A 15,953-nucleotide genomic window follows, 5' to 3' on the forward strand; every position below is an offset into this window, starting at 1 on the left:
TCAGGGCTGAGAACGGCACCCGACAGATCGCTGACATGCGCGGAAAGATCACGGATATTGCCGTCTGCATCGAGAAGGCCCGGCTTTTCCTGACCAGTTTCGCCATAGCGAAGAAATTTCATGAGTGCTGCCTCTCAAATTAGTGTAATATCTGCTGTAGAAACAGCTTGGTGCGTTCGTGCTGCGGGTTATCGAAGAACTCGACTGGTGCGTTTTGTTCGACGATTTGCCCCTGATCCATGAAGATCACGCGGTTTGCGACCTGGCGCGCAAAACCCATTTCATGCGTCACACAGATCATGGTCATGCCTTCATCAGCAAGGTTGACCATAGTGTCGAGCACTTCCTTGACCATTTCCGGGTCAAGTGCCGAAGTCGGCTCATCAAACAGCATGACTTTTGGATTCATGCAGAGAGCACGGGCAATAGCTACGCGCTGCTGCTGACCACCGGAGAGCTGGCCCGGATATTTATTGGCCTGTTCCGGAATTTTCACGCGCTTCAGATAGTGCATGGCGATTTCTTCGGCCTGCTTCTTTGGCATTTTACGCACCCAGATCGGGGCAAGCGTGCAGTTTTCCAAAATGGTCAGATGTGGGAAGAGGTTGAAGTGCTGGAACACCATGCCAACTTCACGGCGCACTTCATCGATGTTTTTGAGATCGTTGGTCAGTTCGATGCCGTCGACAATGATCTGACCTCTCTGGTGCTCTTCCAGACGATTGACGCAACGGATCATAGTTGATTTGCCTGAACCTGATGGGCCAGCCACGACAATACGTTCGCCACGCATAACTTTGAGATTTATGTCACTCAGCACGTGGAACTCGCCATACCACTTGTGCATGTTCCTGATTTCGATGACAGTTTCAGCAGCTGCTTGACGCGCATTGGCTGACATTTTGGATCGTATCGACATAGCTTGTTCTCCAGCCATCAAAATAGCTACTCTGTAAGCGATGTTGAAATATCGTTGGCAATCTGAATAACGGTGGGTGCAAGTCCTGCAAGTCTGGCGTCTGGCATGCGTTCAGCTGGACCGGACACACTCACAGCTGCAAAGACGCGTCGGGTCGAGTCGCGCACTGGTGCTCCGATGCAACGCACGCCAACCTCGATTTCTTCGTCGTCGACCGAATACCCCCTTGCCCGAATACGTTCCAAATCTTGCAAGAGCGTGTCCAGGTTAGTAATGGTATTGGCCGTATAGCTGTGTAACCCCTCGCTCGCGATTTTTCTAACCAGCTGCTCGTTCTGAAAAGCAAGAAAAGCTTTTCCAACGCTTGTACAATATGTCGGTGCGGCGCTGAGCGTCGTCAGACTTGAGGCGATCATTTCCTCTCGTTCGACACAGACCATTTGATGCCCATCAAACATGTGAAAATGTATGATCTCTCCGGTCAACTGCTGGAGCCGGGCAATATGTGGGTGCGCACGAGTAGCTGTATCGAGGCTATCGAGAACACTGCTGCCATAATGAAACATTTTCATTCCGAGCCGATAGCCTTGCCTGCGGCCGTCCTGATCAAGAAGGCCCACATCCCGAAGAGAAGCGACGATCCGGTGTACGGTTGTTTTGGGAAGTCCTGTCGCACCGGCGATCTCACCAACCGTTAGTGAAGGTTGTTTCCTTGTAAAGCTATCAAGCACAAGTGCCATTTTGCGTAATGATTTTGCACCTGTTTCGCGGCTTTCGCTGCTGTCGGCATTATGAGTATCTGTGTCATTTTCTGTCATAGCTTTGTCCAAATCTATCTTCCTGCTAAAATCAATCGCGCGCGCTTTTCTAATTTTCCTGCAACTCTTTCCAGCACAAAGCAAACACCAAAATATATCAATGCCAGAACTCCGAAAATAACAAAGGGTTCGTTTGTTCGGATCACAACTTCGCGTGCGAGCTTGGTGATTTCGCTGATCCCAACGACGGATACAAGTGATGTATCTTTGATAATCAGGATGCTTTGTCCTAATAAGGATGGAATGATCGCCATAAGTGTTTGAGGAAGTGTAATGTCCTTAAGCCGCTGAAACAGATTGAATCCGAGCGCTATGGCCGCCTCGTTTTGACCTTTGTCAAGACCGCGTAACCCGCCCTTGATGATTTCGGTCATATAGGCACCGTGAGAGAGAGACAATGCTATCACGGCAGTCGTAATGTGGCCGATATCGATGCCGAATTCAGGCAGACCATAATAGACGAGAAATATAAACATCAAGAACGGTGTGCTTCGAAAAATGTATACGTAGATAGTGACGATCAGGCGAACCAACCGCCATGGCGATGTCGCCAGTACCCCGCCAATGATGCCAAGTCCAAGGGCTGGAAAAAAAGAAGCGATCATCAGGTAAAGAACGATTGGCAGACCTGTTAGTATAAGAGCCAGCGCGTCACCTGATATCGAAATAAGATGTACCATGCTCATGCTCGCTTATGTCTGGAGAAACCTGCGCGGTTTTCGTAAACGTCCACCAAAACGTTCAGCATCACGCAGATGATTATGTAAAGAACGCAGCTCACAAGATATGCGGGCAAAAACTGGTAGCTTTCGTTTGCGACATCATCGGCAGCTTTTGTGATTTCTAGAACCGCAATCGTATAGAGTAGTGATGTATCTTTGATCAGCTGAACGAATTGGCCTGTCACTGCTGGTAGAATTACTGGAGCAGCCTGAGGCAATAATACCTTGTGAAGCGTCATATGCTGATTTAGCCCAAGCGCTGATGCAGCTTCACTTTGGCCTTTAGGAAGCGCGTTTAATCCGCCGCGTACCATTTCCGCAATATAAGCGCCTGAGTTAAATGTGAGTGCGATAACTCCGGTCCAGAATGCGCTGAGTGTAATGCCACAAGCTGGTAGTCCAAAATAGATGAAGTAGACTTGTACCAGAAGTGGAGTATTCCGTACAATCGATACATACACCGCAATGATGCGACCAATGAAATTGGTACTTTTGAACCGTGATATACCCGCAAAGATGCCAATAATCAGCGCAAATGCTAGCCCCAATGAGGCTGCGGAAAGTGCGTTTTTAACACCTGTGAGGTAGGTGTCCTGATATTGCAGAAATAGATCGTAGGCGTCAGAAAACATTTTAATTCTCCTAGTGCCTTAAAATTTGATCAAGAAAGTTACGCGTGCGTTGCTCGGCCGGATTTGAAAAGAACTTTTCCGGCGGGGCTATTTCCACCAGTTGACCTTGTTCCAAAAACGCAATTTCATTTGCTATTTCGCGCGCAAAGCCCATTTCATGCGTCACTATAATCATAGTCATCCCCGAATGAGCCAGTTCGCGCATCACCTGAAGCACTTCTCCGACCATTTCAGGATCTAATGCAGAGGTTGGTTCGTCAAAAAGCAGCATTTCGGGGTCCATTGCCAGTGCCCGACAAATTGCTACCCGTTGCTGTTGTCCCCCTGAGAGCTGAACCGGATAGGATCGAGCTTTGTCAGCCAGCCCAACGCGTTCTAGGAGGGCGATCGCGCGCGCATGTGCTTCACTGCGACCGCGGCGTAATACGCGGCGTTGCGGGAGCGAAATATTCTCTGCAACGGTCAGATGTTGGAACAGATTGAACCTTTGAAATACCATGCCAATTCTGCGATGCAGATTTTTAGCTCGCATAGTAGATAAATCTTCGCCTTCAAGAAGCATCATTCCGTCCGAAAGCTTCGGTGCAAGCCGGTTAATCGCGCGAATGAATGTGCTCTTCCCAGATCCCGATGGTCCACATATCACCAGAACGTTGGACTTTTCGAGCGAGAGAGAGATATTGCGCAAGGCATGGAACTGATTGAAGTGCAAACCAACGTCGCGCGCCTCGAAATATGCCAAATTAGCCTCCCAAAAGCCGATAAACTGAAATTTTCCTATGGCGACATGTAGTGAGACACGTCGCCTATGAGGGGGCTTATTGGAGTGTCATACGGCTTCCATCGCCGCTTTCAGGGACATAGGCGCTGATACCAAGGAGTTCCACGAGAGCTTTACGGTCATCTGATACGCCGTTATTTTTTTCAAGGAAGTCCTTTTTCCAAGCGTCTCCTTCCACCCAATATTTCTTAAGTGCAGCGAGTTCGCCACTCTCGGCGATCTTGGTCAGAAAGAAATCGAGGTATTGTTGTGTATAAAAATCACCGGGGCGAACGGCAAAGCCCCACGTGTCTGCGGTTATGAGTTGGCGCGGCTCTGAGAGAGCTTCAAATCCATATTCAGGTTTGACAATGCCAAGTACTGCGAGATCATTAAGGATTGCATTTACTCGGCCTGTCTTAAGTGCCTGATAGGTATCAACGTCATTTGGGTAGGTTTGCAATTCTGCCTTCGGGAAAAATTGTTTGGCAGCATCAACAGCGTTTGTACCTGCTTTGACGGCAATTTTTTGTCCCGGCTGATTGAGGTCTTCCCACGACTGATCTTTGTTTTCAGGCTGAACAATCGCGACGACGCCCGTTTCATACCAATTGTTACGCGTAAACATTACCTGTTGTGCACGTTTAAATGTTGTGGACATGCTGGTTGCCAGAATATCTGACTTGCGGCTGAGCAAGCCAGGAATGAGCCCCGCCCATTCTACGTTGCGCATCTCCAGATCAACATCAAGCTTCGCAGCAATCAGGCGATCAAGATCGATTGAAAAGCCAGCAGCATTGCCATTGGCATCGCGAAATTGCCACGGCGCTGCAGATAGATCGTTCATGATAACAATCTTCTTGGCCTTTAGAATGTCACCCAACGTTCCGCGAGGGTCTTCCGCTGCTGCCACTGACAATGTTGCGATGCTGGTTGCGACAAGTGCACCTATAAAGAGCTTCATGATTTTTTTCATTTTGTTCTCCCTTATTCCGTTATTCGGAATATATATTTGTAGCAAAGTAATAAACGCACAAAATTGATAGATAGGCAATAACGGTGTTGACTATTTCATATTTTTTTATTTTACTGACGCATAGAAATACATATTCCGAATTGTGGAATAATGACAGTAGAGAAGCTGCATTGCTGGGGCTAGAGGAGCAGCCTTGGCTTTCTGGGTTGAAAAACAAATGAGGGGTACAACTTCGCATAGGATGTGTTCCGTGCTGAAGGCTGTCGTCAGGAGCGATAATAATGAATTTTCAGGCAGCGAACTGGCCGGTTGCAGGAACTCCAGCTCGGATCAACAAAATAGAGCTGAACCAGATTTGCGACATTGCTGATCTTGCGCGCGAGGATCCGGATGTCATTAAACTCTGGATTGGAGAAGGGGACCTTCCCACTCCGGCTTTTATTCGTGAGGCTGCCATCAATGCGCTCGAAAATGGCCAGACACGGTACACCTATGCATTGGGTGTCCCCGCGCTTCGCGATGCGCTTGCGCGTTATCACAAGCGACATTGGAATGTTGATGTCAATCCAAATCGCTTTAGTGCTACTGCTGGTGGTGTTCAGGCCATTATGCAAGCTTTCCAGGCTATTCTAAGCCCTGGAGATGAGGTGATTGTGCCCGTCCCAGCGTGGCCTAATCTCATAGAGATTGTCGGCATACTCGGAGGGAAGGTCGTTCCTGTTCCATATCGGACTAAAGAGCAGGGCGGGTTCCTGCTCGATCTTGACGATCTGTTTGCTGCTGTGACGCCGCGCACGAAAGTTATTGCAATCAACTCGCCTTCCAATCCAACTGGTTGGATCATGCCGCGTGAGCAAATGATTGCAGTTCGGGATTTCGCACGCGAACGCGGACTGTGGATCGTTTCTGACGAAGTTTATTCACACTTCACTTATGATGGTAGCCTGGCACCATCATTTTTGGAGCTGACGGAGCCGACGGACAGGCTGCTGATAACCAACACCTTTTCCAAAAATTGGTGCATGACGGGTTGGCGGGTTGGTTGGATTATATATCCTGAGGGCATGTCGACGATCTTCGACAATCTCAGTCAATACAACACAACAAGCGTGTCAACCTTTAGTCAGCATGCAGCAGTCGCTGCACTCGATCATGGAGACAGCTTCATAAAGGAGCTGGTTGCACGTTCTGCGAAGGGGCGCGAGATCATATGTTCCACACTTGATAAGCTCCCGAATGTACGTGTGTTTTGGCCTGAAGGAACATTTTACTTCTTCTTTTCGGTGCATGGCATGAACAACGGCTACGATATGGCAAGACGTATTTTGCGTGAGGCGAGCGTAGGAGTCGCGCCAGGCTCCGCCTTTGGGCCGGGTGGAGAAGCATTCTTGCGCGTTTGCTTTGCAGTGGACCCGGCGCTCATTGCCGAAGGAGCAGGTCGTCTCGAGGAGTTTTTAAAGAAAATATAGGATTTGAGGCTTTGGGCGACACGAGTATTGCTCTGATTGATCAGTGTTGTTCCCGGCTTATGAAAATCTTGGTGAATGGACTATCTGGGAGAGAAAAGTGAAAAAAATTATCAACCGCCCGGCGGATATCGTCCGCGAAATGTTGGAAGGTTTGGTCGGGATTAATGCAAACTTGTCACTGTTGGACAGCGAAAATGTGGTGATACAGTCCAGTTTACCTGATCCGGTTCAGCGTAAGGTTGCGTTAATCTCCGGAGGAGGTGCGGGTCACGAACCTGCTCATGCAGGTTATGTCGGTGAAGGCATGTTAACTGCGGCCGTCACAGGCGAGATATTTACATCCCCAAGTGCAGACGCCGTTCTGGCAGCTATCCGGGCAAGTGCTGGTCCGCAGGGTGCTCTTCTTATCGTGAAAAACTACACGGGTGATCGCTTGAATTTCGGCCTGGCTGGAGAGCTTGCAGCACTTGAAGGTATTCCCACCGAACTCGTTGTCGTCGCCGATGATGTGGCGCTTGCAGGCATAGTTCCTGACGAGCGCAGACGCGGTATCGCTGGAACCGTCTTTATTCATAAGATTGCTGGTGCAGCAGCTGCATCGGGAAAATCACTTGCTGAGGTTGCCGACATTGCGCGACGTGCGGCGGAACGTATTGGTACAATGGGTGTCGCACTTGGTTCGTGTACCATTCCAGCTGCAGGAAAGCCGAGTTTTGAACTTGGCGAACAGGAGATAGAACTTGGTCTTGGGATCCATGGTGAAAAAGGTGTAGAGCGTGTCAGCATCATGGCCGCAGACCAGCTCACAGAGCGTTTGATTGACACCATTGTTGCTGATCGCAAGATACATGCTGGTGCGCGCGTTGTTTTGCTCGTGAATGGCCTTGGTTCCACGCCGCCTATGGAGTTGGCTATTGTTTCACGGCGCGCACTTGCGAGGCTACGTGAGCTGAACATTGAAGTGGAAAGAGCGTGGAGCGGGAACTTTCTGACTGCGATTGAAATGGCAGGCTGTTCGATTTCGCTGTTGGAAGTTGATGATGCAACACTCCTTGGTTTAGATCATGAAACCGATGCGAGTGCCTGGCCTCGCGGTGGAAATGTTCCAAAGCAACTTAATGTCACGCGTATGTCGGCCCAACAGGCAGTTCAAACGCTTGCGGTATCGTCGGTGCGATATGATGCTAAGACTGTTCAAGCCATTGCACTTTCAATCGCTGATGCGCTCGAACAGGCCGAACCTGAATTGACAGATCTTGACAGCAAAGCAGGCGACGGCGATCTCGGAGCGAGTATGGTGCGTGGCGCACAAGCGATTCGTGATGTGCCTGAGGCGTTATGGGCAGATCCCGCAAACGCTTTGATTACACTGGGCAATGATGTACGCCGTGCCATCGCAGGGAGTTCCGGACCATTTTACGCAATTGCATTGACACGCGCTGGCCGTTCACTTGGCTTGGATGCTGTGTCCGGGGTTCCTGATTATAAAGAGGCACTCCGTATAGCAACCGCCGCGGTCAGTGAAATTGGGGGCGCCAAGGCAGGCGACCGCACGATGCTTGATGCTCTTTTACCTGCCAGAGATGCGCTTGATTCAGCTGCAGCGTCATCGACTGCTAAAGACGCGTGGCACGATGCAGCTCAAGCAGCTGAAGTCGGTGCAAAAGCTACGGCGGCTATGATGCCGCGACTTGGACGGGCAAGTTATTTGGGCGAACGTGCACTTGGGGTTCCAGATGGAGGAGCTGTGGCCGTAGCTATTTGGATGCGTGCGCTGGCAAACAGTTTGTAACAGCGATCACTAGCAACAAACAAAGTAATAAAGATTCACGTCGTCACGAGAATGGGCGAACCCTTTCGTGCGCCTTGATGAAACAGACCTGAATGGTCAAACCTTGGGAAAAAGTTATGAATCTAGAAAACATCAATGGCATCATTCCACCAATCGTCACACCGTTCACCGCTGATGGAGAAATCGACGAAGCCGCATTCCGCAATATCGTAAAATTTAACCTCGACAAGAAGGTCCATGGGGTTTGCGTTGGCGGAAGCTCGGGCGAAGGTCATACGCTTACTGTTGAAGAATTCGCACGCCTTATGGAAATTACTGTCGAAGAAGTCGATGGTCGTATTCCGGTGCTTGCAGGAATTATTGCTAACTCTACACGCGATGCGATCCGCCGCGCCCAGGCAATCTCACACCTGTCGGTACAGGGGCTTCAGGTGACACCTGTTCACTACGTTTTCAAGCCGGATGAAGAAGCTACATTTGCACATTTCAAAGCACTCACTGAAGCGACTGACGTTCCCGTCATCATCTATAACGTCGTTCCATGGAACTATCTAAGCCCGGCACTGCTCATTCGTCTCATGAAAGAACTGCCCGGCGTTCAGGGCGTAAAGCAGAGTGCAGGCGATTTGAAGCTAATGGCTGATCTGATGCTTGGCATTCCTGCAGGCTGTAAAATTTATACAGCTGTTGATGCCTTGCTCTATCCTTCTTTTGCGCTTGGCTGCCATGGAACTATCGCAGCTAATCCAGCAGCTGTGCCAGGGGTTTGCATAGCATTGTGGAATGCAGTGCAGCGCGGTGATCATAAGCGCGCAAAGGAAATTCATGAAGCGCTGCTTCGCTTCTGGAACACGATTTCCGCGGACAACCTGCCGGCCAACATCAAGACAGTTATTGCACTGCAAGGCACTGAAGCTGGTCTTCCACGCATGCCAATGCCGCAAACATCGGCCGTGCAGTTGGAAAACATCAAACGCGAACTCAAGAATGTACTGAAATACGAAGAAGCTTAATGTCATACATGGGCGTTCACTCTGAACGCCCATTCACGCCTTGTTACGGTTGTGTGGGGCAATGCCGTGCGACCTGCCTACTGTTCTAATCTCGTTTACAAATTTCGTGATGGCTGACGTATCTGTCATTACAACCTGAATTCCGTGGGAGGAAAATTATGTTTAAACTGATTTCGTCAAAAGCATTAGCATCCGGTTTTGTAGCAACCGCTATATTGTCCAACCCAGTTTATTCACAAGAATGGCCAACCCGGCCAGTTCAACTCGTGGTAGTGGCAGGTGCCGGCGGCGGATCAGATTACACATTTCGCTTAATGGCTGCTGAGCTTGAGCGCACCCTGGGACAGCCCTTCACCGTTGTCAATCAAGCTCAAGCATCGGGTATCGTCGGCTATACAGCTTATAAAAATTCAGCGCCAGACGGTTATACACTAGGCCAACTTTCGCCAATTGCTCAATTTTCTATGCTAGGGCAAGCCGATTTCAAAGCAGATGACTTCACACCCATTGCTCAATTCAATGCGGACCCTTCAGCGATCCACGTTGCTGGCGACTCTCAATACCAGGATCTGCGCTCGCTCGTCGCTGCCATTAAAGACAATCCTTCCTCCTTTAACATCTCGTGTGGTGGAACATGCAATGCAAGTTGGGATATTCCATTTGTCTCGATGCTGCTTGGAGAGGGTGTCGATGTTAGCCAGATTAAATTGATCCCTTCTCAGGGTTCAGGCGCAGCACTTCAGGAACTCGCTTCAGGTGGCATTGATATTGTCCTGTGTTCAGTGCCAGAAGTGACCTCGATGGCCGATGCCGGAATTGTAAAAACACTTGCCGTGATGAGTGCAGAGCGCTTGCCAATTAACGATGCAATTCCCACGGTCAAAGAGGCTATTGGTACGAGCTATATGGGAGGAACCTGGCGCGGGATTGCTGGACCGGCTGGTCTTGATCCTAATGTCGTTGCCAAACTGGAGCAAGCGGTCGCTAAAGCTGTCGAATCCGAAACCTTCCTAAAAGGGATGCAAAACCGTGGGTTCGGCGTCACTTATCTCAACAGCGCTGATTTTACGACATTTCTCGGTGATCATTACAAAGAAACTGAAGTCGTGCTGAAAGCCGTTGCTGGGAAGTAACAATCGGCTCCCTAACCAGATACAGCTGCCGGCGCGATGCGTCGGCAATGGCGTATGGTGAATAAGGATTCAAATATGACGCAGAGATTGGTGGGTGCAGGGTTTGCGCTGCTTGGGATATTGGTTGTCATTTTAGCAATGCAATTACCCCAGCCGTTGGCCGCCACACGTATAGCTTATGGACCAGGTTTTTTTCCGCTCTTGTTGGGAACTGTTATAGCGGCTGCAGGAATATGGCTGGCTCTCGTGGGGTCCGGGCAAGCGATGGATGAGTTAGAGTGTGAACGATACTCTTTAGCTAATTTTGCAAAGCCCGCTGTCGTCTTTGGAGCTGCATTAATTTACGTTTTTTACTCTCAGCATTTCGGCTTTCTTATCTTGGCTCCGCTCATTTTGTTCACGCTTTTGCTCTTGGGCCGGGTGAGTCTTGTTCCTGCACTGCTAATAGCTCTAGCGACATCCATTATAGTTTACGTCGTCTTTGCTAAAATTCTTCTCGTTCCGCTGCCACTTGGATTTCTTAGTCCTTGGGGGAGGTACCTGTAATGGAAAATGTTATTGCAGGACTCGGTCTTTTGTTCAGTGTTGAAGTTATGCTTGTTATGCTGGCCGCTGGCATTTTTGGGCTTTTCATGGGCGCGCTGCCCGGACTCACGGCTACGATGGCAGTTGCGCTACTTGTACCCGTCACGTTTTATATGGACCCGGTGCCAGCGATCGCAGCTATGGTGACGGCCGCCGCTATGGCAATGTTTGCTGGAGACATTCCGGCGGTTCTCTTGCGCATGCCCGGAACTCCTGCATCCGCAGCATATACTGATGACGCTCATTCATTGACAAAAAAGGGGCAAACCCATGTCGCTATGGGTCTTTGCCTTCTGGCCTCAGCGATAGGTGGTCTTTTCGGTGCACTCATTCTGGCCACATTGGCACCGCCATTGGCAATGATCGCGTTGCGCTTTTCGTCTTACGAGTATTTCTGGCTTTGTCTTTTAGGCCTTACGACAACTGCCTTCATGATTTCGTCATCGCGGGTTAAAGGTGTCCTATCCCTGTCTCTTGGCCTTTTTACCGCTACCATTGGCATTGACCCAATTAGCGGCGTACCACGTTTTACATTTGGAAATCATAACCTCATCGGCGGTTTATCACTTGTTCCAATCATGATTGGACTTTTTGCTATTGCCGAAGTCTTTCGATACTATGCTCGTAAGGAGCCTACGGTTCGTCTTGAACAAAAGGCGATTAAAGGTGTGTTCGAAGGTCAGGCCAGACTACTCTGGAAAGAGCGTCGGGCTGTTGCTCAGGGAAATATTCTAGGAACAATACTCGGAATATTGCCCGGCGCTGGCGCAGACATTGCGGCCTGGATTTCATATTCTCTGGCTAAGCGGTTTGCACGTGAACCAGAAAAGTTCGGTAAAGGATCAACGGAGGGGTTAGCTGCCGCGGGTGCTGCCAACAATGCTGCTGTAAGCGGTGGTTTTATTCCGTCGCTTGTTTTCGGCATCCCCGGTGATGCCATCGCAGCCATCATCATCGGTGTCTTGTTCATGAAGGGTGTCAATCCTGGACCGACGATCTTTTTGAATAACCCCGCTATCGTATATGCAATCTTTGGCGCATTCTTTCTCGCTAATTTGTTACTTATTCCCCTTGGTTGGGTGGCGATACGGCTGAGCCGCGTGATGCTGATGGTACGTCTTAGCATATTGATGCCGATAATATTTATCTTCTGTCTGGTTGGCGCATTTGCAATGGAAAACACAGTGAGCGCCGTCGGTGTGGCATTGGCGTTTGGTGTTATCGGGTTTGCATTTGAGGCCTTTCGCATTCCGCTTGCGCCGTTTGTTCTCGGAGTTGTTTTAGGCCCCCTCCTCGAGCAAAATTTTTTGAGTTCAATGATGAAATCAGGTGGCAATTGGCTAACGTTTGTCGATCGTCCGATAGCAGGGGGACTTGCGCTATTAACGTTGCTCATATGGTGCTCGCCGCTAATCAAAGCTGGTCTTAGCCGTACAAGGTAATGTTCTACTACCATAATTTCGGCGTTGTGAAGGGAAGCACGCAGTAGAGTAGCCAGTCACCAATATAGTGGCATACTTGACTGGCTCTTCCTGAACTCGGATAATTTATACCGGATCTAAGCGGCTGTTGTTACTGGACCAACGTCTGAAAATTACGCTGGCGTTGACCCCACCAAACCCAAAACCGTTGGATATTGCGTATTCAGTGTCAATCTGGCGCGATTGGTTTGATACAAAGGTGAAGCCACTGGCTTCTGGATCCGGGTTATCTAAGTTGTGTGTTGGTAGTGCAACCTGATCCTTTAGCGCCAGAATTGTGAAAATTGCCTCAAGCCCCCCAGCAGCGCCCAACAGATGACCTGTCGCGGATCTGGGGGAAAGTGGCGTCCATGATGACGACGGGCATGACGTGGACGTCGTTTGGCGCGACGTTCGGGAGGATACTTTCAAAGCTCTTCTTTGCAACCATCAGCGGAATACACAAACTGATAGATCGTTTCATGACTGACAGAAACGGGATCGCGCACCAGTCGCATTCTCCCGGCAATCTGTTGCGGTGACCATCCACCGCTGATGTGATCGATCACGGACTGCCGGAGCTCATCATACCGGATGAGCTTGCGTTGCTTCGAACGCCGCTCACGACATTTCTGGTCAGCAATCGTACAGTAATAGCCGTTTAAATCCTTGATTTCATCATCGTGAAACTGATTGCGTTTCAGTTCACGAAAAATCGTCGAGCGATGCCTTCCAAGCCTTTCAGCAATAACGTCAACGAAAAGCTTTGCAGTGCGCCAGCGCGCTATTTTACGGCGTTCATCCAGATCAATATGCGAATAGGTGCATTGGATAACCCATTGTTATCATTTGTAAGTCGCACTTCAAGCTGGAACTCACCTAGTAACAAGCAGGTAGTAATCAAAAAACTCAGTCTCATCTGTCTCTCCAAGTTGGTGAGAACTTAAATGAAGACTGGCTCTAATCGGTATCCCTAAGAATAAGGGGCAGACTGTGTCGCCCCTCATTGATTATGCGGCTTCCAGCTCGTGAATTGCAGCCAAATCGCCTTCAATCTTGAGGTCAAAGCTTGCTTGCATATTCATCCAGAATTCCGGCGTAGTGCGAAAAAACTTTGCGAGGCGCAATGCGGTATCGGGTGTAACGGCTGTCTGTTCGTTTGCTAAGCGCTCGATTCGAGTACGAGGTACGTTCAACTGCTTGGCCAGTGCTCCTGTGCTCATATGGAGTGGAATAAGGTATTCCTCGCGAAGGATTTCGCCTGGATGCACGGGAGGCAGTATGCTGGTCATGGCTTTTCCTTTCAGTGGTAATCTACAATTTCGACCTGTTCAGCACCAGCACCAATCCAAACAAAGCAGATGCGCCACTGGTCATTTATCCGAATTGAGTGCTGTCCAATGCTATCCTTCTTCAAAGCCTCTAAACGATTGCCGGGCGGCGAACGAAGGTCATAAATTGTTACGGTGCTCTCAATCATTGTCAGTTTACGAACCGCAACTCTTACTGAATCAGCCGGGAAACCCGTTGGGCATTTGCCACTCGCGAGGGTCTCCGTTGGCTGTCTTTGTATGATCGGTTCATACTGAACTCCTTATGTATGTATCATATCGTGATACATTTTTGTCAGCATATAAGATGATTAGCCGCCGTCCTTTTGGGCGGCTTTTTGAATGGGAAAATCACATGAACCCGATTGAACAATATATCCGCCAAGCTGCATTTCAGCGGGGCATCAACCCCGATATTGCGACGCGTTAATTTTCTGAATTTGCCAATAAGGCGGTCGTACGAGAGGAAAATGGCGGCCGCTTCTTACGCTTTTAAGAGCCTGACTCATAATAACGCAATTATATCATGCTCTTGCGATGCGGGGGATGGAGCAGGCGGATATTTGCGATGTAGACCCACGCTTCAGCAGAGCCGAGCTACTCTAATTTGCTTCGTCTAACTGTCTAAGAATTCGTTTCGCGCGCTTTTGGACTTCATATGAGACACGGCTTAAGAGATCATGCCCCCCGACTTGTGTCCCGGCTATTTCATTGGCGACCATCTCAGCATGCTCTAGTACACTCTTGGCCAAGGATTGCACTCTGCGCAGTGTTTTAGCCGGACTGAGGCTAACACGCGTCGCCAATTCTTTCCAATCGGCTGCGTGCAACTCGTTAGCATTCGCTATGCCAGCAATCGCCTGAGCCAGGGATTGATCTACATTTTTGTAGATGGAAGTGCACATCAGATCGTACAGCGGAGCCAATTTAGCTGATCCACCTTGACCAATCAGGATTGAGTAATTCTTCGCGTGAGCATCAGTATTGCAGATCAAAACATTGAAGATAACGGCATCAAGGAATTTTTCGCGCTCACCAGCCGAAATGAACTCTTCAACGGCTTTAAACATGTCGACAAGCGTTGGGCCATTCCGACCGCCGAACCTGGAGCGTTCATATTTTTGAGCAGGAAAGTAACCCAGCACCTGGCAGAAATCTTCTTGATGGATACGGCGCACGAAGCCTTTGCCGTCTCGAATGCGGTCATAGCGTTCGACGAGGAGATACGAGCGACTTCCTGCTACTCCCGTTGTCACGTTCGCAACATCAAGACCGCATGCCTGGCGAGACGCATGCAGAAAGCTTCGTTCTGAACGCTTGCAGGAAGCAGGGTTTTCAGAACATCAGGTTTCAAAATATGCGTTGATGGTGTCCCCTCAGTTGGTACCCCAAGCATTCCATCATCGAGCATGTAGACCGGCAGTTTGTCTTGAACTCCAGCCAGAGACATGGATACGCCTTCGGTGCCAATCAAAAATGGCTTCTCTGGCAGCTCTTTGATTATCTTCTCCAGTGTTGCTTCATCTGGAATGGGTGTAACACTCGTACTCCCACTTTTGCGCGGCGCGCCGACTGATATTGCGCCAGCGGTATCTCTTCCGAGGTGAGCTAGCACACCGACGATGTCTTGCGGTGACACCTTGAGCCGCTGACGAATCTCACTCAGATGGCTTTCCGGCATCAAGTTAGCAAGCCAGGGCAGAATCTTATCAGAGCCATATGATGACGTTTTTGTTGGCATGGTCACGGAGAGAGGGAAGGCCGACTTTTGACTTGCCCATTTGTCCAGATAAGCGAAATTCAAGTTCTCTTCGGAGTGGAGCTCGCCAACTGCAAAATCTTCATAAAAAAGAGTTGTCATTACAAATGGCCTCGGCGTTTAGTATTTTGGCACGAATGACAATTCGTCGTTGTCTTCTGGTAACGTTTGCCGATTAACTGTAAGCGAATTTGCATCGATGATATTAATGCCGACTTCACGGGCTACCACCAGAGCCTTCCCGAGTTGGCATGTCGCCTTACCTTTTTCCAGGTCGATGATAAAGCGATCTCCGGTGCCGCATCTGCCTGCCAGGTCGGTTTGTGTCCAGCCGAGAGCTTTTCGCTTCTCGCGAACCAGTGCCCCCAAATCTGCAGCTGACTTTAACAATCGCCTTCTCCTTTTCATCTTACCGTACAGTAAGATTTAGGCGAGTTCAACTCGAAACATACCGAGCGGTAATATTTGCAGAATCCTTACCGGATTCTTATCGTTCGGTAAGAGAGAAGGCTCTATCGCAAATAATACATTTGGTTAGATGCGTGATTATTGTCGAGTTTCACCAGGATTTAACCCGTATTTCC

14 protein-coding genes and 5 pseudogenes are annotated in these 15,953 nt (G+C 49.4%); 6 read left to right on the forward strand and 13 right to left on the reverse strand.

All coding sequences use genetic code 11. The annotated features are described in order from the left end of the window. The 7 genes and pseudogenes from J2782_RS19195 to J2782_RS19225 all read right to left on the reverse strand — a co-directional run. Positions 1-122 (reverse strand): annotated as a pseudogene (locus tag J2782_RS19195) (2-hydroxyhepta-2,4-diene-1,7-dioate isomerase); the annotation flags it as partial. Positions 123-139: 17 nt separating this feature from the next. After that, positions 140-901 (reverse strand): amino acid ABC transporter ATP-binding protein, encoded by a 762-nt coding sequence (locus J2782_RS19200; protein WP_404989682.1) that lies wholly within the window; start codon positions 899-901, stop codon positions 140-142. Positions 902-945: 44 nt separating this feature from the next. Beyond that, complete coding sequence (locus tag J2782_RS19205; protein WP_310015492.1) at positions 946-1,737, reverse strand: IclR family transcriptional regulator; 792 nt, start codon at positions 1,735-1,737, stop codon at positions 946-948. Positions 1,738-1,751: 14 nt separating this feature from the next. Continuing rightward, positions 1,752-2,417, reverse strand: a complete 666-nt coding sequence (locus tag J2782_RS19210; RefSeq protein ID WP_310015494.1) for an amino acid ABC transporter permease — start codon at positions 2,415-2,417, stop codon at positions 1,752-1,754. A gap of 2 nt (positions 2,418-2,419) precedes the next feature. Then, on the reverse strand, positions 2,420-3,091 hold the full coding sequence (locus tag J2782_RS19215; protein WP_310015496.1) for an amino acid ABC transporter permease: 672 nt from the start codon (positions 3,089-3,091) through the stop codon (positions 2,420-2,422). A gap of 10 nt (positions 3,092-3,101) precedes the next feature. Beyond that, on the reverse strand, positions 3,102-3,833 hold the full coding sequence (locus tag J2782_RS19220; RefSeq protein WP_310015498.1) for an amino acid ABC transporter ATP-binding protein: 732 nt from the start codon (positions 3,831-3,833) through the stop codon (positions 3,102-3,104). A 76-nt stretch (positions 3,834-3,909) separates the two neighbouring features. Further along, complete coding sequence (locus J2782_RS19225; protein WP_310015501.1) at positions 3,910-4,827, reverse strand: substrate-binding periplasmic protein; 918 nt, start codon at positions 4,825-4,827, stop codon at positions 3,910-3,912. Positions 4,828-5,108: 281 nt separating this feature from the next. Between J2782_RS19225 and J2782_RS19230 the strand changes: the two genes are divergently transcribed. From J2782_RS19230 to J2782_RS19255, 6 genes are all read left to right on the forward strand, one after another. After that, positions 5,109-6,296, forward strand: a complete 1,188-nt coding sequence (locus J2782_RS19230) for a pyridoxal phosphate-dependent aminotransferase (protein WP_310015503.1) — start codon at positions 5,109-5,111, stop codon at positions 6,294-6,296. Positions 6,297-6,393: 97 nt separating this feature from the next. After that, on the forward strand, positions 6,394-8,088 hold the full coding sequence (locus J2782_RS19235) for a dihydroxyacetone kinase family protein (RefSeq protein ID WP_310015505.1): 1,695 nt from the start codon (positions 6,394-6,396) through the stop codon (positions 8,086-8,088). Positions 8,089-8,204: 116 nt separating this feature from the next. Next, on the forward strand, positions 8,205-9,101 hold the full coding sequence (locus J2782_RS19240; RefSeq protein ID WP_310015507.1) for a dihydrodipicolinate synthase family protein: 897 nt from the start codon (positions 8,205-8,207) through the stop codon (positions 9,099-9,101). A gap of 158 nt (positions 9,102-9,259) precedes the next feature. After that, a complete protein-coding gene (locus J2782_RS19245; protein WP_310015508.1) occupies positions 9,260-10,234 on the forward strand; it encodes a tripartite tricarboxylate transporter substrate binding protein in 975 nt (324 codons plus the stop codon). Between the two features lie 54 nt (positions 10,235-10,288). Further along, entirely contained in the window at positions 10,289-10,780 is a 492-nt protein-coding gene (locus J2782_RS19250; RefSeq protein ID WP_310015510.1) for a tripartite tricarboxylate transporter TctB family protein, read from the forward strand. Further along, on the forward strand, positions 10,780-12,261 hold the full coding sequence (locus J2782_RS19255) for a tripartite tricarboxylate transporter permease (protein ID WP_310015512.1): 1,482 nt from the start codon (positions 10,780-10,782) through the stop codon (positions 12,259-12,261). Before J2782_RS19250 ends, J2782_RS19255 begins: the two co-directional genes overlap by 1 nt. Before the next feature lie 105 nt (positions 12,262-12,366). Here the strand turns inward: J2782_RS19255 and J2782_RS19260 are convergent. The 6 genes and pseudogenes from J2782_RS19260 to J2782_RS19290 form a co-directional block, all read right to left on the reverse strand. Further along, positions 12,367-12,633, reverse strand: a pseudogene (locus tag J2782_RS19260) (beta-ketoacyl-[acyl-carrier-protein] synthase II); the annotation flags it as partial. Next, positions 12,630-13,112: pseudogene (locus J2782_RS19265) on the reverse strand (transposase); the annotation flags it as partial. The pseudogenes J2782_RS19265 and J2782_RS19260, both read right to left, overlap by 4 nt. 177 nt (positions 13,113-13,289) lie before the next feature. Then, positions 13,290-13,571 carry a HigA family addiction module antitoxin gene (locus tag J2782_RS19270; protein WP_310015513.1) on the reverse strand — a complete coding sequence of 94 codons (282 nt, stop codon included), beginning with the start codon at positions 13,569-13,571 and terminating at the stop codon, positions 13,290-13,292. Between the two features lie 11 nt (positions 13,572-13,582). Next, positions 13,583-13,863: pseudogene (locus tag J2782_RS22900) on the reverse strand (type II toxin-antitoxin system RelE/ParE family toxin). A 349-nt stretch (positions 13,864-14,212) separates the two neighbouring features. Continuing rightward, positions 14,213-15,471, reverse strand: a pseudogene (locus J2782_RS22905) (HipA domain-containing protein). Between the two features lie 18 nt (positions 15,472-15,489). Beyond that, positions 15,490-15,759 (reverse strand): helix-turn-helix domain-containing protein, encoded by a 270-nt coding sequence (locus J2782_RS19290; protein ID WP_310015518.1) that lies wholly within the window; start codon positions 15,757-15,759, stop codon positions 15,490-15,492. Positions 15,760-15,953 lie beyond the last annotated feature (194 nt).

Origin of the sequence: Brucella pseudogrignonensis (assembly GCF_031454375.1) — a bacterium.
Lineage (GTDB): Bacteria > Pseudomonadota > Alphaproteobacteria > Rhizobiales > Rhizobiaceae > Brucella > Brucella pseudogrignonensis_A.